This window comes from Roseivivax sediminis, from assembly GCF_900112685.1.
GTDB lineage: Bacteria > Pseudomonadota > Alphaproteobacteria > Rhodobacterales > Rhodobacteraceae > Roseivivax > Roseivivax sediminis.
Genome location: NZ_FOMS01000009.1, coordinates 182,301 through 201,295 on the forward strand (window position 1 = coordinate 182,301; position 18,995 = coordinate 201,295).

Genomic DNA, 18,995 nt, shown 5'->3' on the forward strand with positions numbered 1-18,995 from the left:
CGAGCCCGCCATGAGCGTCCGCCTCCCGTGTACTCCGACAGCAATGGAACACGGCGGAGCGCCGCCGCGTCACGGGCATTGCGGCCGCGCGATCCGCTTGGTCGCGGCGCGCGGCCGGGCCGGCCCAGGCACCAAAGCGAAGCGCCTCCTAAGCGCTCTCAGAGGAACGCGATGTCGTCGAGGCCGATGTCCTCGGCAGCAACGCCGAGCAGCAGGATCGACTGGCCATCGTAGCTGAGTTGCGCGGCGCTGGCGCCGGCGACCGTCACGTCCGAGATGGCGAGCGTGTCGAGCTTGCCGGCCAGGCCGGTGCCCGGCGCATTCTCCACCCCGACAAGGAAGAGCGTGTCCACGCCGTCCTGGAAGTCGGCGATCGTGTCGACGGCCCCGGTCTCTCCGGAGGTCCACACGAAGCGATCGGCGCCGATCCCGCCGGTGAGCAGATCGTCGCCGTCACCGCCGTTCAGCGTATCGGCCCCTGCCCCGCCGTCGACCGTGTCGTTGCGCCCGCCGCCGGCGAGGAAGTCGTTGCCGTCGCCGCCGACCACGACGTCGTTGCCTTCGCCCCCGCCGATGGAATCTGCTCCGGCCCCGCCGACGAGGCTGTCCATGCCGGTGCCGCCGCCGAGGCTGTCGTCGCCGGCATTGCCCCGAACGTTGTCGGCGCCGAAGGAGCCGCCGATGGTGTCGTCACCGGCCCCGCCCTCGAGCAGGTCGTCGCCGGGTCCGCCCGCGATCACGTCGTCGCCGGCATTGGTGGAGATGCTGTCATTCCCCTGGCCGCCGCCAACGGTGTCGTTGCCGGTGCTGCCGGTGACGGTGTCGTTGCCGGGGCCGCCGCCAATGAAATCGTCGCCCGGCCCACCGTCGATCACGTCATCGCCGGTGGAGCCGGAGATGTTGTCGTCGCCGGCGCCGCCGAGCAGCGTGTCGCTGCCGCCTTCGCCGAGGACACCGTCGTTCCCCGCGCCGCCGTCGAGGTTGTCGTCGCCGGCGCCGCCGGCAACGCGGTCGTCGTCGTCCGTGCCGGTCAGCGTGTCCGGTCCGTCGGTGCCGATGATGACCTCTCCCTGCGTGCCACCGCCGCCGCCCATGGTCTCCAGAAGATCTGCCGCGGTGCGGGCGCCGTCGGTGAACACGAAGCTCTCGATCGCGCGATAGCTGTCCTCGCCCAGGGCGGAAGTCAGGACGATGTCGCCGTTCTGCGCCTCCGAAACCCTTACCTCGGTCAGCGCCAGGCCGATGACCGCGGTGTCGTCGCCAGCATCGCCGTCGATGAGGTCGTCGCCGTTGCCACCGCGCAGGGTATCGTCGCCCGCCCCGCCGCGCAGGAAGATGTCTGCGGCGTACCCGGTGGCGACCATCCGGTCGCCGGCCGAGGTGCCCCGCACCTCCTCGATATTGCTGAACGTGTCGGTCGCGCCGGAGGCGTCGATCGCGGTTCCGGCCGCAACGTTCACGGTGACGCCGGTCTCTCCCGCGGTACCGAAGACGCCGTCCGCCTGCATGTAGAGGATGTCGAAACCGCCGCCGCCGTCGATCGTGTCGGCACCGTCCTGTCCTGCGAAGCCTTCGTCCAGGTCGGAGCCGGTCAGGACGTCGCCCTGCTGCGTGCCCTCCACGTAGTCGACGAAAGTGAAGGTGTCGTTTACCTCCCCATTCGTGGCGACACTCGTGCCGGAGCCGTTGGCACCGATGGTCACGGTCACGCCGCCCACGTCATCGATATCGGCGTAGCTGAGGTCGAGACCGCGGCCGCCGCCGAGGGCGAAGGCGGCCTCGTGGCCGATGACGGTGTTGCTGCCGATGCCGGGACGCACGTAATCGCCGAAACCCTGGCTGTCGGCGCGACCGGTGGCGGCATCGATGAGGTCGTCGCCGGCCCCGCCGATCAGCACATCGCGGCCTCCGCCGCCAGTCAGGGTGTCCGCGCCAGACCCCGAGACGAGCCGGTTGTCGCCGCCGTTGCCGGTCAGCACCGCCGAGACCGCGCCGACGAACGTCACGTCCTCGATGCCCGAAAGGTCGTCTGCCTCGGCCGGATCGCCCTGCAGGCCGCCGGTGCCGGCGGCAAGGTCTGCGACCACCACGAAATCGCCCGCTTCGGCGTCCGGCAGGGTGTAGCGCAACTCGTCCCGGCCGGCACCGCCGGCAAAGGTGTCGGCGCCGGTGCCGGCCTCGATCACGTCATCGCCGGCGCCCCCGTTCACCGAATCGTCGCCGGCGCCGTCCTCGATCGTGTCGTTGCCCGCACCACCCAGGATCGTGTCGTTGCCGGCCTCGCCGCGAAGGTCGTCATCGCCGCCGCGGCCGGCGATGGAATCGTCGCCCGCCCGGCCCAAAAGACGTTCCGAGGCATCGCCGCCGAGGATGGTGTCGCCCTCGGCGCTGCCGCGCAGGTACTCAATGCTGGCGAGCGTGTCGATGAAACCGCTGCCGTTCCGGCTGCCGCTGGCACTGCCCGTGGCCAGGTCTACGGTCACCGCGCCGACGCCGTTGGTATCGTAGCGCACCCGGTCGAAGCCGCCGCCTCCGTCGATGCTGTCATTCCCGCCGCGCGGGATGAAGAAGTCGTCGCCCTCTCCGCCGGTCAGCGTGTCGGCGAAATCGGTGCCGCCGATCTCCAGTCCACCGGGACCGCTGCGCGTGATCGTGTCGGTCCCGCCGAGCCCGTCCTCGATGGTGCCTGCGCCCATGTCGGCGACGATACCGGTCTGCGGCCCGTCCACGCCGTCCCAGGAATAGAAGATCCGCAGGAACGCGTCTTCGCCGAGGTCGAGGTCGAAACGGTCGTCCCCGGCCCCGCCCGAGACCGGCACCCAGTGACCCGCGGTCAAGGTCAGGTCGAAGCGGTCGTCTGCGCCGGAGCCGACGACCCCAAAGCCGCCGCCTTCGGCGGTCGAGGCCGCAGTGAACGCGGCGAAGCTGTCGGTGAAAGTTCCGTCGGTGACGGAGGCCGTGCCGGCGCCGGTGTCCACGCTCACGGTGACAGGGCCGGGGATGTAGTCGTATTCGATCTCGTAATAGCTGCCCGCGGCGGCCTGGGCGAAGGTGTAGAGATCGTTCCCCGGCGTGGCGTGCAGACGGTCGTAGCCGGTGTTCGTGCCCGGGTCGATCGTATCCCCCGTCCTGCCGCCGATCAGTTCGTCGTCGAAGGCGCTGCCGACAATATCGACGGGCTGCGTGACGCCGAGAAACACGTCCTCGAGATCGTCCATGTCGAAGCGGCTGATCGCGCCGGCGGCATCCACCTCGACGGTGCCGTCCTGCGAGAAAAGCGCGGAGAGCTGTGCGGTATCATCAGCTTCGATCGCGCTGTCGAGGGCCGCGACGAAATCGACCAGGCCCCAGGTCAGGCCGGTAAAGGTCGCTACAGTCTCGCTCTCCACGGCGAAAGTGATGGCGGAAATCGTGCCGGCCGCGGGTTCCCCGTCATCGTCGGTGGCAAAGCCGGACCCGGTAAGCGTGCTGACCATACCGGTATCGGGGTTCTGCAGCACGATCTCGGTGGCGGAAAAAAAGCCGACGTCGGGTTCGAAGAGGTTGTCGTTGGACACGAAGGCGTCGCCGACGACGTTCACTGTCGGGCCGAAATACGTGATCTGCATGGAAACTCCGGTATTGCTCAAAATGCGTGGGCTTGCCTGGGCATGCCACATTCAAGTCATACAAGCCGTGACCGGTAAAAAAAGTCTTTTGTTCCGCCCGCTTCGGGCTGCCGCACGAGCATATCCCGCGTAACGAGAGGAGGGGCCCCGAGCGAGGCCCCTCCTGGTTGCGGAGCGCGCCGCTTCAGAGGAAATCGAAGTCGTCCACCGTCAGGTCGGAGGCGGCAACACCTTCGATCAGGATCGTCTGGCCCTGGTAGGTGAGCGAAGCGCCGGCCTCGCCGTCGATCACGGCGTCCTCGATCATCAGCGCATCGACCCGGCCCTGAAGGCCGCTACCGGGCGCGTTCTCGACCCCGGTGAGGCGGATCGAGTCGATGCCGTCCTCGAAATCCAGGATCACGTCGGTCGCGCCGGCATCGCCCTCGTTCCAGACGAAGACGTCGGCGCCGTCGCCGCCATCCATCGTGTCGTTGCCGTCGCCGCCGTTGATCACGTCCGCGCCATCACCGCCTTCGATACTGTCGTTGCGGCCGCCGCCGGCGAGGAAGTCGTCTCCGTCGCCGCCGTCGATCGTGTCGTCGCCTTCGCCGCCGCCGACGCTGTCGTCGCCGTCGCCGGCATCTATGACGTCGCGCCCGGTGCCGCCGCCGAGATCGTCGTTGCCGACGCCGCCGTCCACGGTATCGTCGCCGAAGGACGCGCCCATGACGTCGTCGCCGGCACCGCCGTTGATGACATCGTCCCCGGCACCGCCCGCGACCACGTCGTCGCCGATGCCGGCATTGATCGTGTCGTTGCCGAACCCGCCCCCGATGGTGTCGTCGCCGGCCTGACCCAGCATGAAGTCGCTGCCGAGGCCGCCACCCATGAAGTCGTCGCCGTCGCCGCCGCGCACGTCGTCGTTGCCGTCGCCGCCGGCCATGTTGTCGTTCCCGGCCCCGCCGGTCATCACGTCGCCGCCGGCGCCGCCGATCACCCCGTCATCGCCGGGTCCGCCCGACAGGTTGTCGTCGCCCGCGCCGCCGTCGACCCGGTCGTCGCCGGCACCGCCGCTTAGGTTGTCGTCACCGGCACCGCCCGTCAGCACGTCGTTGCCGTCGGTGCCGGTCTGCACCAGCGGCACGGAGGCCGCGGAGTCGAGGAACGACTCGTCGCCGGTAAGGGCGAAATCGAGCACGGCATTCTCGAACGCCGCCGTGCCCGGCGTCAGGCCAGCCGCCTCGGCTGCTTCCTCGGCCGCGGACCGCACCGCGGGATCGAGCGTGTCGATCGACACTTCAGCCGCCGGGAAGGCCGCGTCGTAGAAGCCGGCATTCGATTCGCCCGAGTCATAGGTGAAGAGGCTCTCGGCCTCGCCGACCCGCCAGTCGTCGCGGTACTGCCCGTAGACATCCGCGAAGGCGAAGGGGCGGGCCAGCGGCGTGCCGTCGGCCAGGGCGACATCGTTGTCCTGGTTGCCGTCGCCGTCCCCAAGCAGCCCCTCGAGCGACCCGAGGAGTTCGTCGTTGAGGCGCAGGTCGACATCGACCCGCCCGTCGGAGACGCGCACGATCACCTGACTGTCGCCGTTGTTCACGACGCCGTCCCCGCCCGGGTAGACGATGCGATACTCGTTGCCGGTGCGGAAGATCGCGCCGTTGCCGACATCGATCCCCTCGCCGTCCTCGAGCACCACGACTTCGCCACCGATGCTCAGCGGGTTCTCGTCGGTGCCGTCGATCTGGACGGCATTGCCGTCCACCTCGGTCGCGACCGCCGAGATCAGCGAGGCGTTCGGGCCGGCCTGCTCCATCCGGGCCTGGACCTGGAAGTCTCCGCCATCCGCCGTTTGCAGCAGGACGTATTCGCCGACCGCCTGGAAGTCGTAACCGACGCCGTCGAGTGTCTGCAGGTGCGGATCGCCCGCGGCCCAGCCGACAAGCAGATCATCCGGCAGCGTCGGCAGTACCAGGTCGAGGATTCCGAACGGATCGAAGGGTTCGACGGGCTCTGCCGGTTCGCCCGGCTCCGCGGGTTCGCCCGGATCGATGTCGAACGCCTCGGCCAGGAGGACCGAATCGTCGAGCCCGGCCAGCGACTCGCGGATCGCGTCGAAGGCCTGCGTGAAGGTCGAGAAATCGCGCGAGACAAGTTCGTTGAAGAGATCGAGGATCTGGTTGATGACCGTATCGACATCGGTGTTGTCGGGCACGGTCTCATCGGTAACGAACTGCCGCAGGCTCTGTTCGAGCGACGGCAGGATAGCCTCGAGCTGGCTGAAGTCGGCACTGGCCAGATTGGCCTCGGCCGCATCCAGCAATGCGCGATACTCCCCGACCGTCACCGTGGTCAAGTCGGACGTGACCAGGTCCTCCAGCGCCTCGTTGCCGGTGAAGCCGACGGCGATTCCGGCGAGGCTGGCCCAGGCAAGGAAGTCGTCGAGCGAGTCGAGATCCGGATTTTCGAAAAGCATGGTCTTGGTTCCCTGGTAATTCGGTGGGTTTCTAAGGTGACGGCTGCGCCTGGAAATCTCCCCCGGTGGCGCCCCGCCCGGCCACGCCCCCGCAGGTCACGGGGACGCGGGACGTTCGTCAGAACACGATCCTGTCCTGCATCCACAGGACGCACGCGAACCCGGCCATCCGGCCATAGCAGGCAGGCGGGACGCCACCCGGTCGCGAAGCGTCCGTCGGGACCGCCCGTGCCGGATACTTCGCGCCCGCCTCTGCCACCCCGACAGCAATGGAAAGATGGCCGGCCTGTCCGTGCGGGATCAGGCGGAACGTGTCGGCTGTGCGCGATCGGAGCATTGGGCGGGTCCAGTTCGGCCAGTTCTTCGTGCTATCCTGCCATGCCGTACAGCACGGAAAAGTCCGGAATACCCGACGATGGCCGCGCCAACCCAAGTGGCACGCGGGCTCCCGATGACGCGACGTTAGTGCGCCGGGATCGCCCCGGTCAACGGGCCTCGGAGCCCAGGCAGATCCTGAGCCCGCCCCCTCAGATAAAGAGAAAATCCGTCTGCCCGATCTCCTCGACCGAGAGGCCCTCGAACAGGATCCTCTGATCGCCGACCTCGGCCACCGCGTAGAGAGTTCCGCCCAGCACGATCTGCGAGAAGGACAAGCTCACGGGCGAGACGCCTATCAGCAGGAGCGTATCCTCGCCGGCCGCATAATCGGTGACGATGTCGGTATCGCCCGATCCCATGCCGTTCCACACGAAGAGGTCGGCTCCGGCTCCACCGGTGAGCGTGTCGTCGCCCGCGCCGCCGTTCAGCGTGTCGTTCCCGTCCTCCCCGACCAGTACGTCGTTGCGCCCGCCGCCGGCTACGAAATCGTCGCCCGCACCGCCGGCAAGGCTGTCATCGCCCCGCCCGGCGCCCATCGTGTCGTCTCCCAGACCGCCGATGAGCGTGTCCCGCCCGGCGCCGCCGCCGAGATTGTCGTCACCGCGCCCGCCGAACACCAAGTCCTCGCCGTAGCTGCCGGCGACAACGTCGTTGCCGTATTCGCCGTCGAGTTCGTCGTCGCCGGCGCCCCCGGCGATCACGTCAGCCCCGGCGCCGCCCACGACGAAATCGTCGCCGTCGCCGCCACCGATGGTGTCCCGGCCGGCGCCCGCGAAGATGCGGTCGCCTTCGCTGCCGCCGCCGATGAAGTCGTCACCGGCGCCGCTGTCGATCCGGTCGCCGCCGGCCCCGCCCCCGATCGTGTCGGCCCCGGCGCCCCCGGCGATGACGTCGTCGCCGTCCTGACCGTAGAGCGAATCCGCCCCCACCCCGCCCGAAAGCGTGTCGTCGCCGGCGCCGCCCAGCACGACGTCGGCATCGTCGTTGCCACGCAGCGCATCGTTTCCCTCACCACCCTCGATCCGGTCCATGCCGGAACTGCCGAGGATGCTGTCGTCGCCGGCGCCGCCGCGCAGCGTGTCGGCGCCCTCGTCCCCGGCGATGGTGTCGTTGCCGCCGGCGCCGTCGATCTCGTCGTTGCCCGTGGCGCCGAAGAAACGCTCGCTCCGCGCCGTCCCGGTCTCGATCACCGGGGGGGCGGGGCGCACACCGGTCGTGCGGATCTCGAGGCCCGCGCCGGTCTCGGTGACGATCACCTCGGCGAGCTCGAAATCGCCCAGCAGGGTGAACACGTCCTCGGGTATGCCGTTACCGTTGGCGTCGAAGCCGATCTCGAGGCCGGAGGCCGTGACCTCGGTCAGCATCTCGTCCGGATCCAGATCGCCGGTCACCACGAGCAGGTCGTTGTCGCTCCAGCCCTCGATGATGTCGCGGTCGAAACCCGCAGCGCTGCCGGTGACGGTATCGGCGCCTCCGTTCATCGCGACGATCTGCGGCGCGGCGTTGAGCTGGAGCGCATCGGCCGTTCCGGTGCCGATGACGTTCACGAAGCTGCCGGTCGCATCGATGTCCGTCGCCTCCGCGTCGCCGACGAAAAGCCCTGAATCGAGCACCGAGTCGCCGGTGTCGGCGATGCCGATGACGATCTCGTTGAGGCCCGGCGCGATCGGAAGCAGCACTGTGAGCAGGGTCGAGAATCCGTCGTATTCGGTGTTGAAGGCGCCTTCCTGGTTGTCGAAGAAGTTGCCCGGCGTGTTGATCGCGTCACCCACGATCGCCAGCGGCTGCAACGGGTCGTTGGCAAAAAGCGCATAGTTCACGCCGTTCACGTAGACTGCGGCGATATCCACGAAGGCGCTGTCGGCATATTCGGGATATTCGTCCGACCCGAAGAAGAGATCGAGCGCCAGCGTGCCCGTCGGCACCTCGGAGCCGTCCACCGTCAGCGTCACGACGGCAGCGTCGTTGGTGCTGCCCGCTTCCGGGAAGGCGGCAGCGGCCGTGGCCGTCAGACGCGCGTCGCCCGGCTCCCCGAGATCGACGGAAAAGCCGTTCTCGGTGTTCTCCGTGCCCGGGCCGCCGCCGTTCGTCAGGAATATGCCGCTCTCGATGAAGACCGCCGTCTCTCCGTCCGAGATCTCGAACCCGCCCGGCAGGAGCGCGATCGCATCCCCGGCGCCGGCATAGTCGATGGACGTCGGGTCGATACCGTCCTCGCCGAAGATCGCGGCGGCGATGCCGCGGTCGCTGCGGGTCTCGATCCCGGTGCCGATGGACGGATTGCCCGAGACCGCCGTGCCGCCGTCCTCGCCATCCTCCTCCCGGTCGTCCTCCTCGCCGTCGTCCGGGCGGTCCGCGCCGCCGTCGTCCTCCGGCGCCGGTTCGGCGATCAGCGCCACGTTCTCCAGCGTCAGGGTCGTGTCGGCGAACTCGAAAAGCTCGATCCCCCGCAAAAGGTCGTCGCCCAGATCGGGCGTGACCACGCGGTAATCGCCGGTTTCGGTCACGAAGAACTGCGCCTCGACGGCGCGGGCGTCGAAGACCGCGACGTCGGTGCCACCGCCACCGGAGATGACGTCGTCGCCCGCGCCGCCCTCGAACCGGTCGCCACTTGTACTGCCAATGAACCTGTCGCCCTCGTCCGATCCGACGAACGCCTCGAAGCCGGAGAAGCTGCTGGTCTGGCCCGAGGCTGTGAAACTGCCCCTTCCCCCCGCGTCGAGCGTCAGCTCCATCGCGGCGCCGACCTCCGCGCCGGACAGCGTGTCGGCGCCGAGCCCGCCGGAATAGACCCCGTCGGTGGCGCCCGCGACGATGCTGTCGTCGCCGGCCTCGCCCGAGATGTCGCCACCGCCGGCGCCGGCCAAGACGGTGTCGTCGCCCGCCCCGGCGAGGATCGTCTCCGCCCCCTCGCCACCGAGGATTGAGTCGTCGAGGTCCGTGGCGATCAGAATCCCGATCCCGCTGAAGTCGACGCTATAGGAGGACTCGCCCTCCGGGCGATCGCCGGCATGCCGGATCGTGCCCGCCCCGGCGCCCGAGAACGCGACCGAGAGGCCGTCCCTCGCGCCGTCCGCGAAGCTGAGACCCGAAGCGTCGATCAAGTCGCGCGAGCGGTCGTCGCTGCCGACGGTTTCGCTGCCCGCAGGCGCGAAGCCGTGGATCACGTCGTCGCCGGGCCCGAGCAGGAAGGTGTCGTCGCCCGCGTCGCCCTGCATGAAGTCTCCGGCGCCACCGCCCGAGAGCGTGTCGTCGCCGGAGCCGCCGAAGAGGAAGTCGGTCCGGTCCCGCCCGGTCAGGAGATCGGCACCGCCGAGTCCGCTGAGCACGTTGCTTTCCCCGGCCACGCCGTCCAGCGTGTCGGTCCCGTTGGTCCCGTCGATCGTTGCCATGTCTCGCTCACCGCTCTGCCCCGGGCCCGCTTTGCGGCCGGGCCCGCGGGCGCGGCCGGCGGGGTTGTCTCCCGGCGCGGGCGATTGCCGGAACGGTAGGAAGGCCCGCGCGACGCTGTCAAACGGCAAGGCGGCGGCCCGGTTCCGAAAGGCCCCGACCGAGACCGAGCCGCCACAGCGCTCCGGTCAGGAGAAGGCGAAGTCCTCCGGACCCAGCTCCGGCAGCGACACGTCAGTCAAGAAGATCTCGTGCCCGCCGTAGCTCAGCAACGTACCCCCGGCGACCGCGGCGGGCGAAAGCGCGTCAAGATACCCCGCGTGCCCCGATCCCGGTGCGTTGTCGATGCCGCTCAGACGCAGCAGGTCGCTGCCGGGATCGAAGTCCGCGATGACGTCGCGCTCCGCGGCCGTCAGGTTGTTGAAGACGAACACGTCGCGGCCACTGCCGCCGATCAGCGTGTCGTCGCCAAGCCCACCGTTCAGCGTGTCGGCGCCGGCACCGCCATCGATCCGGTCGTTTCCGGCGCCGCCCGCCGCGAAATCGGCGCCGTCGCCCGCATCGACCAGGTCGTCGCCGTCGCCTGCGCCGATCCGGTCGTTGCCGCGCCCACCGGACAAGGTGTCGATACCGCCGCCGCCGCCAAGGCTGTCGTCGCCCACACCGCCGCGCACACGGTCCGTACCATCGCCGGCCCCGGAAGTGTCGTTGCCGGATCCGCCGTCGAGTTCATCCGCGCCGAAGCCGCCGTTGACGATATCGTGGCCGAATCCGCCGAAGATCGTGTCTTCGCCGCGCCCACCGCCAACGGTGTCGCTGCCGTCACCGGCATGGATCCCGTCCGCGCCGAAGCCGCCGCCGATATTGTCGTTTCCGTCGCCCCCGTGGATCGTGTCGTTTCCGCCGGAACCCGCCACTTCGTCGTCACCGCCGCCGCCGAAGAGGCTGTCGAGTCCCTCTCCACCCAGAATCGTGTCGTCACCCTCCGTGCCGGTGAGCGTGTCTGCGCCGTCGGTTCCGGCGATCCGTCGGCCGCCGGAGGCGCCGCCGCTGTCCGCCGGGTCCGATCCGAGCGGTGGTTCGACCACCACCTGCGGCGTCGGGCTTAGGTCCGGCGCAGGAGCAGGTTCCGGAGATGGCTCCGGGTCCGGCGCCGGATCGGGCTCCGGGGTCGCTTCGGGCTCCGGGGACGGCACTGGCTCCGGCGCGGGGGCAGGTTCCAGGGACGGCTCACGTTGCGGTGTCGGGCCGGATTCTGGCGCAGGTTCCGGCTCGGGCTCCGGCGCCGCCGCGGTCAGCAGTTGCGACAAAGACACGGTCGCGTCGGAGAAGGCGAAACGCTCAACCTCCTCGAAATAGTCGCTGCCCGCAGCGGAGGTCACGCGCACGCCGGCCCCCTCCTCCACGGCGGTCGCGCCCGCCAGCGTCGCGGCGAACACCGCGACATCGGTTCCGGCGCCGCCGAGCACTGTGTCGTCGCCCGCCCCGGCATCGAGCCGATTGTCGGCGCTGTTGCCCCGCAGCCAGTCGTCGCCGCTGCCGGTGCGCGCCGCCTCGATCACCGTGGTCGTGGCGATCACCAGCCCGCCCGCGACGCCCCCGGCATCCGAGGCCGCCCCGCTGCGCAGGTCGATCCGCTGTGCCTCGGTCACGGTCGACAGGTCCAGTAGGTCGTCGCCGCCGGTGTCGTGGATCGTGAAGGTCACGCGGCCTCTGCTCCAGAACGAGGCCGGTGCGCTTTCACTGTCGTAAAGGATGCCGAAGGCGGTGCCGAGCGTACCGCCGACGTTGGAATTGGCGCCCCAGACCGTGTCGCCGGGATGCGCCTCCGCCGGGCCGTAGAGCGCCTCTATCGCCAGGATGTCCGCCAGCATCGGCGTCAGCGCGATAACGTGGTCCCCCGCCACGTTGGGGTTCTCGTCCGGGTGGAAATAGCTCATCACCGACAACAGCGTGCTGTCATTGGCGAAGATATTGCCGGTACCGAAGATGGCAGAACCGGAATAGGGACCCATGTGACCGAGGCCGAGCGCGTGGCCGATCTCGTGCAGGTAGGTCTCGAGACTGTAACTGTCGTAGGTCGTCCCGTAATCCGCGACCCATTCCTTGCCGACATTGACGCTCGACCGCGTGTTGATCCCCGACGACAGCCAATAGGCGTCGGGCCCGGCGAAGGCCCCGGAATTCTCGTCGTCGAAGGTGATGTCGGCGGAGCCAGTGACCTCCGTGAAACTCAGCGCGCTGACGCTCTCCCAGGCTTCCAGCGCCCACCGCGCGAGCGTCTGGGCGGCCTCGGTCAGCCCCGTGAGGCTGACCGTCAGCACCCCGCTCGGACCGGGGTCGAAGCGCAGCGGCATCGGCGCGCCCCATTCGTACTCGGTCAGGAACACTGCCGCGGTCTCGGCGCTCACCTCCTCGGGCGTGGCGACGACGCGGTAGGTCCCGGTCTCGGTATCGTACGAGGCGACCTCGAGGAAATGGGTGCCGCCGTGCACCGCGGTGTAGGTGATGGCCGAGAAGGCGTTACCATGCCCGGATATGTCGTCGTTGAATGCCAGTTCGGTGCCGTCGGCGCCGCGCAGGGTCAACACCGTGTCGTTCAGCCCGGCGTATTCGCCTCCCGTGCCCCAGGCGAGCAGCACGTAGGTTTCGTCAGCCTCCAGCTCGACCCTGATCCAGTCTGTGTCGCTGCCGGTGGCGATCTCGCCCTCGAAGATGCCGTCCACCGAGACCGCGTATCCGGTACCCGTGCCGGCCGGCGCGTCCGCCTCTTCTGCCGCGCCGGTGGCCGGCAGCGTTTCGGCCACCAGGCCGAGGGTGGCCGCGCCCGTCATGTCGTCGATGTCCTGGCCGAGCGCGGCCTTGCGGAGGATGTAATCGCGAGAGTCGCAAATGGTGCACATGAAGCTTGTCGCCTGTCGTCCCATTTCGGACCGCCCGGCCCGGGTGCGCGCCGAGGCAGGTCAGATTTCAGTTCATCGGGGGATTTTTCGCCGCGCATTCTGGCCAATTCGTGGTCTGGCTGCGGCATGCGGCCGCCATTGCCGGCCAATTTTCAAAGGAATAGAAAGTCCTGCTGGTCGAGAGCGCCTGGCGCGACGCCATCCAGGACGATGGCGTGACCGTCGTAGATCACCTTTGCCCCGCCCTGCGCGGCCTCGATCTCGAGCGCGGAGTACTTGCCCGCCGCGCCCTGTCCGGCGATGCCGCGTATCAGGAGCGTGTCGAGGTCCGGCTGGAAATCGAGGATCACGTCCCGCTCCCCTTGCGTCATCCGGTTGAACACGAAGGTGTCGGCACCGAGGCCGCCCTCGAGCACGTCGTCGCCCTCGCCACCGTTCAGCGTGTCGGCGCCGGCGCCGCCCTCCAGCCGGTCGTTGCGCCCGCCGCCGGCCAGGAAGTCGCTGCCGTTGCCGCCCTTCACGGTGTCGTCGCCTTCGCCGCCGCCGAGCCGGTCGTCGCCGTCATGGCCCGACAGGACGTCGCGCCCGGTGCCGCCGCCGAGGTCGTCGTTGCCGGCATTGCCCTGCACCCGGTCGTCGCCGTAGCCGGCGCCGATGGTGTCGTCTCCGCCGTTGCCCTGCAGCCGGTCGTTGCCGGCGCCGGCGGCGATCACGTCATGGCCGCCGCCCCCGTCGATGCTGTCGTCGCCGTGACCGCCGCCCAGCGTGTCCCGCCCCGCTCCGCCGTTCAGCGTGTCGTTGCCACGGCCGCCGCCGACATTGTCGCGCCCGTCGCCGGCATGGACGAGGTCATTGCCATGCGAGGCCGCGATCACGTCGTCGCCCGCCCCGCCATTGAGCGTGTCGTGCCCACCGCGCCCCAGCAGCGTGTCGTCGCCGGCAGTGCCGGTCAGGCGGTCGCCCGCCTCGGTACCCTCGAGCCGTTCGCCGCGGTTGCCGTCATCGACCGGCTGCGGCGAGGGGTCGGGGTCGGACGCTTCGAAATCCGGATCGTCACCGTCGAAGCCGCCGGCGTCGGGGGGCATGACCGGGCCGGGCACGGTGTCCGGGAACGGATCGGGCGCGGGCGCGGGCTCCGCTGTCTGCACCGGGCCGAGCGTGACCGGCGCGCGGCTCGTCTCCAGCGTCACCAGCCGCGCGATGTCCGCCGCGCTGAGCGTCGTGCCGGAGGCGCTGGTCAGGACCAGCTCCTCGCCCGCGAAGCGCAGGATGGCGCCGGTGCCCGTCTCCCTCACGTCGATCTGGTCGAGCGTGTAGAGGAACGGCCACAGCGACAGGTCGATCCGGTCCTGGCCGGGGGTCACGTCCGCGATCCGGTCGCTCCGCCCGTCGTGGCGCAGAAGGAAGGTGTCGGCGCCGGCGCCGCCGCGCAAGTCGTCGCTGCCCGGCCCGTCGAAGAGCACGTCGTCGCCCGCGCCGCCGTCGATCGTGCCGCTGCCCGAGACCAGCGACAGAAGGTCGGCGCCGGCGGTCCCCGTCAGCGCGCCGGAATCGGCACGCGCCACACGGCCGACCGTGCCGAGATCGAGCGTGAAGATCCCCGCGCCCACCTGCCCCTCGGCCCGGCCGGCGAAGACCGCGCCGGTCGCTGTCGGCACACCCGCGAGCGCGACCAGATCGTCGAGCATGCCGGTCCCGGTCTCTTCCAGCGTCTCGACATGGACAAGCTTGCCTTCCACCGTCAGCCGGAAGAGCGACAGGCCCTCGTCCATACCGGAGGCGGCGACGAAGACATGCCCGCCCACCGTTACCGTTTCGACGTGGCCGACCCCCTGGAACCGGGTGTCCAGCGTGTCGAGGACGTGATCGGTCGGCACCAGCTCGCCGTCCGACCGCACACGCATGACCGTCAGGCTCGACGAGCCCGAAGCCCCGGCGATCAGGTAGGCGACGCCGCCGATCTCAGCCGGGGCGAGCGCGGAGACGGTCTGGACCGGCAATCCGTCCTCGGCGCCGACATGCGCTTCGGCCCCGAGACGACCGGACGCGCCAATTCGGAAACCGCTGATGCCGTTTCCGGTGGCCGAACCCGCGTAAAGATACGTGCCCTGCCCCGTCTCCACCACGGCGAGGTCGGCGACCGCGTCGAGGTACCGGGCACCGTTGTCCGACGTCGTCTGTCGCTCGCCGGGGCGCCCCGCCGCCGAGAGGGAGAATCCTGTGATGCCAGCCCCGTCCGCCGGCGCGACGTAGAGATAGGTGCCGCCGCCGGCCTCGGCCGCGATCACGGTCGCGCGGTCGGCGGCGAGGCCGCCCTCGTCCAGGTAGGCGCTCTGCCCGCTGCCGCCGCCGGCGGCGAGATGCGCCATTGCGGTGTCGATCACCACCTGCGGCAGGCTGCCGGCATGACCCTCGACCGCGAGCGCCACGCGGCTGGCCGGCGTGTGCCAGTCGGTGCCGCCGGTACGGGCGAGACCGCCACCGGACGGCGACAGCATGTCCGTGCCGCCATGGACGTCGTCGGCGACCGCGATGCGGACCGCGCCACCGTCCAGAACGGCGCTCATCGAGACCGGACCGGCCGGCACATCGAACCCGCCCCCGGACTCGCGGCCCGAAGCGCTGAAAGAGACCGGCATGGCCCGCCCTCACCCCAAATTTTCCCACGGGACAGGCAATGCCGGGGCGCGGCGACACTGCTGGGGGAAGATTGGGGCGGAACGGCGAACAATCGCCGCAATACATCTCAAATTGATGCGGGCGGCCCGCTCAGCGACCTGGCAGCGCGACGATGCGCTGCGGGCTTTCGGCCTCGGCCACGAGGACGCAGGCCGTCGGCTGCCCGTGCCCGGCGGCGGCCCGCCGCGCGCCGAAGCGGTCGCAGAGGCCGCCGGGAAGCTCGGTCTTCGCGCCCCCGGCCCGGCAGATATGGCCCGGCTGCGCCGATCCGACGGAGATGGCGGACAACACCTCTGCCAGCACCAATCGCGCGATCATGCCACGCCAGCGCGCAGGCAGTCGTGGATATGCAGAACGCCCTGCGGATGTCCGTCGTCATCGACCACCAGCAACACGGAGATCTTGCGCTCGTTCAGCCGGGCCAGCGCCCCCGCGGCCAGTTCGTCGGGCGTGACGGTCACAGGATGACGCGTGGCGATCTGCCCGGCGGTGCGCGAGGACAGATGTTCCATGTGCCGCCGCAGGTCGCCGTCCGTCACGACGCCGAATAGCCTCCCGTCCTCGGCCACCACCGCGGCGATGCCGAAGCCCTTGGCCGACATGACCAGCATCGTCTCGGTCATCCGGGTGTCGGGATCGACCAGCGGCAGCGCGTCCGGACCGTGCATCAGGTCCGACACCCGCATCATCTGCGCCCCGAGCTTGCCGCCCGGATGAAAGTCCCGGAAATGCCGGGTCTCGAAGCCCCGCGCGGTCATCAGCGCAACGGCGATGGCATCACCGAGCGCCATCATCAGCGTTGTCGACGTGGTCGGCGCCATGCCGATCGGGCAAGCCTCCTTCGTCGGCGGCAGGGTCAGGCGCAGCGACGCCGCCCGCATCAACGTCGAATCCGGCCGCGAGGACAGGCCGATGACGGGAATGTCGAAGCGCGCGCAATAGGCAATGACGTCGGCCAGCTCCGCCGTCTCGCCGCTGTTGGACAGCATCAGGCAGGCATCGCCCGGTGCGATCATCCCCAGGTCGCCGTGGCTCGCCTCCCCGGCGTGCACGAAGTAGGACGGCGTGCCGGTCGAGGCGAGCGTCGCTGAGATCTTGCGCCCGACATGCCCCGATTTGCCGATGCCGCAGACGATCACGCGGCCCGTCAGCCCCAGGAACAGATCGACCACCGCCGGCAGATCCGTCGGTAGCGCGTCGCCCAGCGCGCCCAGCGCCTCGGCCTCGAGCGCGAGGACCCGGCGTGCGCTGGCGGCGGCGTCGAATTCGGAGGCGGTGTCGGGCATGGGGCGCACCTTTCGCGGAAATGTGCTCGCGGGCATAGCAAACGCGGCCGCAAAGCGGAATGGCGGCAAGCGGGGGCTTGAGCGCACACGCGGGATGGCGCATCACGTCGCCGACCCCATTTTGCAGGAGTGGCCCCCATGTCCCCCAAGTTCGGCACGAGCGGCCTGCGCGGCCTCGCGACGGAGCTGACGCCGGAGCTCGTCACCGATTACGTCCGCGCCTTTCTCGCCGCCTGCCCTGTGGGCGGCGGCGTGCATGTTGGGCGCGATCTGCGTGACAGCTCCCCGGCGATCGCCGGCGCGGTGATCGACGCGCTGCGCGGCGCCGGGGTCCGGGCCACCGATTGCGGCGTGCTGCCGACACCGGCGCTGGCGCTCGCGGCGATGGACGCCGGCGAAGGCGCGGTGATGGTCACCGGCAGCCACATCCCCGCCGACCGCAACGGGCTGAAGTTCTATGTCCCCTCCGGGGAGATCGCCAAGACCGACGAGACGGCAATCACTGCCGCGCTCGGCGCCGGCGCGCCCGACGCGGCCCACGCGCCGCTGGCGGAGGATCCCGGCGCGATTGACCGCTACCGCGACCGCTATGCCGCCGCCTTCGGGCCAGAGGCGCTGCACGGGCTTCGCGTGGGGGTCTACCAGCACAGCTCCGTCGCGCGCGACGTGATGGTGGAGGTGGTCGAGGCGCTCGGCGGCACCGCCGTCGCGCTGGCCCGGTCGGACAGCTTCGTGCCGGTGGACACCGAGGCGCTGGAGCCCGAGATGCGCGCGATGCTCGCCGGCTGGTGCAGCGAGCATGGGCTCGACGCGGTGATCTCGACCGACGGGGACGCGGACCGCCCGATGCTGGCCGATGCCACCGGCCGCGTGGTGCCGGGCGATGTCCTGGGCGCGCTGACGGCGCGGGCGCTGGGGGCGAAGATCCTGTGCACACCGGTCTCGGCCAATTCGATGATCACGGAGATGCCCGACTTCTCCGCGATCAAGCGCACGCGCATCGGATCGCCGTTCGTGATCGCGGCAATGGAAGAGGTGCTGAGCGCGGACCCCGCCGCCCCGGTGGTCGGCTACGAGCCGAATGGCGGGTTCCTCCTCGGCTTTGCCGCCGAAGGGCCGGCCGGACCGCTGGCGCCGCTGATGACCCGCGACTGTCTGCTGCCGATCCTTGCCCCGCTCGCCGCCGCGCGCGAGGCGGGCGGGATCGCGGCACTCGTCGCGGATCTGCCGCCGCGCTTCACCGCCGCTGACCGCATCAAGGACGTGCCGAGCGACGCCTCCACGGCCTTCCTTGCCGCGCTGGCGGAAGATTCGGGGCGGCGTGCCGAGATCTTCGACGCCGGCAGCCCCGAATCGGCCATCGATCTGACCGACGGGCTGCGCGTGTCGTTCGGATCGGGCGAGGTGGTGCACCTGCGCGCGTCGGGCAACGCGCCCGAGGCACGCGTCTACGCCGAGGCGGCAACGGCAGAGAGGGCGGAGGCGCTGGTGGCCCGCCACATCGCCGCGCTCGCAGCTGCCCTGAAGGGCTGAGCCCGGCGGGTCAGAGCAGCACGCCGCGCATCCGCGCGCGCCATGTGGACACCTGGTCCATGATCTCGGGCGGCCAGCAATCGTAAGCGGTGAGGCCCAGCTCGGTCAGCCGAGCACGAACCGCGGCCATGCGGTCCGGCTCAACCCCGACTTCGATGATCGACGAGACGTAGGACGCGAAGGTCGGCCGGGACCATCCGGCCAGATCGGCGAGTTCCTGATGCACCCAGTCGAGACCGTGCAGCGGATGTTTTTCGTCCTCGATCCGCCCGAACATGTGCACGCCGCAGCCAGTACAGGCATGGCGCAGGATCGGTACGGAGGGATCGACCACCTCCAGCTTGTCCTCGTTCTGCATGATCGTGACCTTCCCGCGCGGAACCGCGGCGACGAGCGAAAAGAGCGCGCCCACGGGCTTCCAGCAGCGTGTGCAGCCGCACAGATGCGGGTGGACCGACTGCGCCGCAACCTCGATCACAACGCGGTCCTCGGGACAGTGACAGCGCAGGGCACTGCCGGGGAAATTCTCGGCCCGCTCCGGCAGGCCTGCATCGAAGAGAGGGTGCAGCGCGACATGGTCAAACCGTTCGGTCACGTCGGACTCGGAGCCGAACAATGTGGAGAGAAATCGCATCTGGCCCTCGCTCTGGCGTTCGCTGTTCCGCCCTCCTAGCGTGCCCGGCGCCGGCTTTGAAGCCGGCGCGGGACACGCACGGTTGACCGAAGCGCGCGGGGCGCGTTCTCTGACCTTGAGCCGATGCCG

General features: G+C 70.0%; 9 protein-coding genes. 1 reads left to right on the forward strand and 8 read right to left on the reverse strand.

Annotated features, from left to right (window positions below; genetic code table 11):
• Window positions 1-158: 158 nt before the first annotated feature.
• The 7 genes from F3H57_RS15100 to F3H57_RS15130 all read right to left on the reverse strand — a co-directional run bounded on the left by F3H57_RS15100 (window position 159) and on the right by F3H57_RS15130 (window position 16,699).
• Complete coding sequence (locus F3H57_RS15100) at window positions 159-3,608, reverse strand: calcium-binding protein (RefSeq protein ID WP_149756753.1); 3,450 nt, start codon at window positions 3,606-3,608, stop codon at window positions 159-161.
• 184 nt (window positions 3,609-3,792) lie between these two features.
• On the reverse strand, window positions 3,793-6,063 hold the full coding sequence (locus F3H57_RS22805; RefSeq protein ID WP_262504518.1) for a VWD domain-containing protein: 2,271 nt from the start codon (window positions 6,061-6,063) through the stop codon (window positions 3,793-3,795).
• Between the two features lie 527 nt (window positions 6,064-6,590).
• Window positions 6,591-9,833 carry a choice-of-anchor L domain-containing protein gene (locus tag F3H57_RS15110; protein ID WP_149756754.1) on the reverse strand — a complete coding sequence of 1,081 codons (3,243 nt, stop codon included), beginning with the start codon at window positions 9,831-9,833 and terminating at the stop codon, window positions 6,591-6,593.
• 186 nt (window positions 9,834-10,019) lie between these two features.
• Complete coding sequence (locus F3H57_RS22810; protein WP_149756755.1) at window positions 10,020-12,734, reverse strand: M10 family metallopeptidase; 2,715 nt, start codon at window positions 12,732-12,734, stop codon at window positions 10,020-10,022.
• A 152-nt stretch (window positions 12,735-12,886) separates the two neighbouring features.
• On the reverse strand, window positions 12,887-15,373 hold the full coding sequence (locus F3H57_RS15120; RefSeq protein ID WP_188129706.1) for a calcium-binding protein: 2,487 nt from the start codon (window positions 15,371-15,373) through the stop codon (window positions 12,887-12,889).
• Between the two features lie 130 nt (window positions 15,374-15,503).
• Entirely contained in the window at window positions 15,504-15,731 is a 228-nt protein-coding gene (locus tag F3H57_RS15125; protein WP_149756757.1) for a hypothetical protein, read from the reverse strand.
• Entirely contained in the window at window positions 15,728-16,699 is a 972-nt protein-coding gene (locus F3H57_RS15130) for a KpsF/GutQ family sugar-phosphate isomerase (RefSeq protein WP_149756758.1), read from the reverse strand. Before F3H57_RS15130 ends, F3H57_RS15125 begins: the two co-directional genes overlap by 4 nt.
• 138 nt (window positions 16,700-16,837) lie before the next feature.
• On the opposite strand from F3H57_RS15130, the gene F3H57_RS15135 reads away from it, so the two are divergent.
• Window positions 16,838-18,232 carry a phosphomannomutase gene (locus tag F3H57_RS15135; RefSeq protein ID WP_149756759.1) on the forward strand — a complete coding sequence of 465 codons (1,395 nt, stop codon included), beginning with the start codon at window positions 16,838-16,840 and terminating at the stop codon, window positions 18,230-18,232.
• Window positions 18,233-18,242: 10 nt separating this feature from the next.
• On the opposite strand, the gene gfa is transcribed toward F3H57_RS15135, so the two are convergent.
• On the reverse strand, window positions 18,243-18,866 hold the full coding sequence (gene gfa / locus F3H57_RS15140; protein ID WP_149756760.1) for an S-(hydroxymethyl)glutathione synthase: 624 nt from the start codon (window positions 18,864-18,866) through the stop codon (window positions 18,243-18,245).
• Window positions 18,867-18,995 lie beyond the last annotated feature (129 nt).

Bases quoted from the DNA above. Each gene is read 5' to 3' on its own strand.
- F3H57_RS15100 (WP_149756753.1), bottom strand. From the start codon at position 3,608: ATGCAGATCACGTATTTCGGCCCGACAGTGAACGTCGTCGGCGACGCC.
- F3H57_RS22805 (WP_262504518.1), bottom strand. From the start codon at position 6,063: ATGCTTTTCGAAAATCCGGATCTCGACTCGCTCGACGACTTCCTTGCC.
- F3H57_RS15110 (WP_149756754.1), bottom strand. From the start codon at position 9,833: ATGGCAACGATCGACGGGACCAACGGGACCGACACGCTGGACGGCGTG.
- F3H57_RS22810 (WP_149756755.1), bottom strand. From the start codon at position 12,734: ATGTGCACCATTTGCGACTCTCGCGATTACATCCTCCGCAAGGCCGCG.
- F3H57_RS15120 (WP_188129706.1), bottom strand. From the start codon at position 15,373: ATGCCGGTCTCTTTCAGCGCTTCGGGCCGCGAGTCCGGGGGCGGGTTC.
- F3H57_RS15125 (WP_149756757.1), bottom strand. From the start codon at position 15,731: ATGATCGCGCGATTGGTGCTGGCAGAGGTGTTGTCCGCCATCTCCGTC.
- F3H57_RS15130 (WP_149756758.1), bottom strand. From the start codon at position 16,699: ATGCCCGACACCGCCTCCGAATTCGACGCCGCCGCCAGCGCACGCCGG.
- F3H57_RS15135 (WP_149756759.1), top strand. From the start codon at position 16,838: ATGTCCCCCAAGTTCGGCACGAGCGGCCTGCGCGGCCTCGCGACGGAG.
- gfa (WP_149756760.1), bottom strand. From the start codon at position 18,866: ATGCGATTTCTCTCCACATTGTTCGGCTCCGAGTCCGACGTGACCGAA.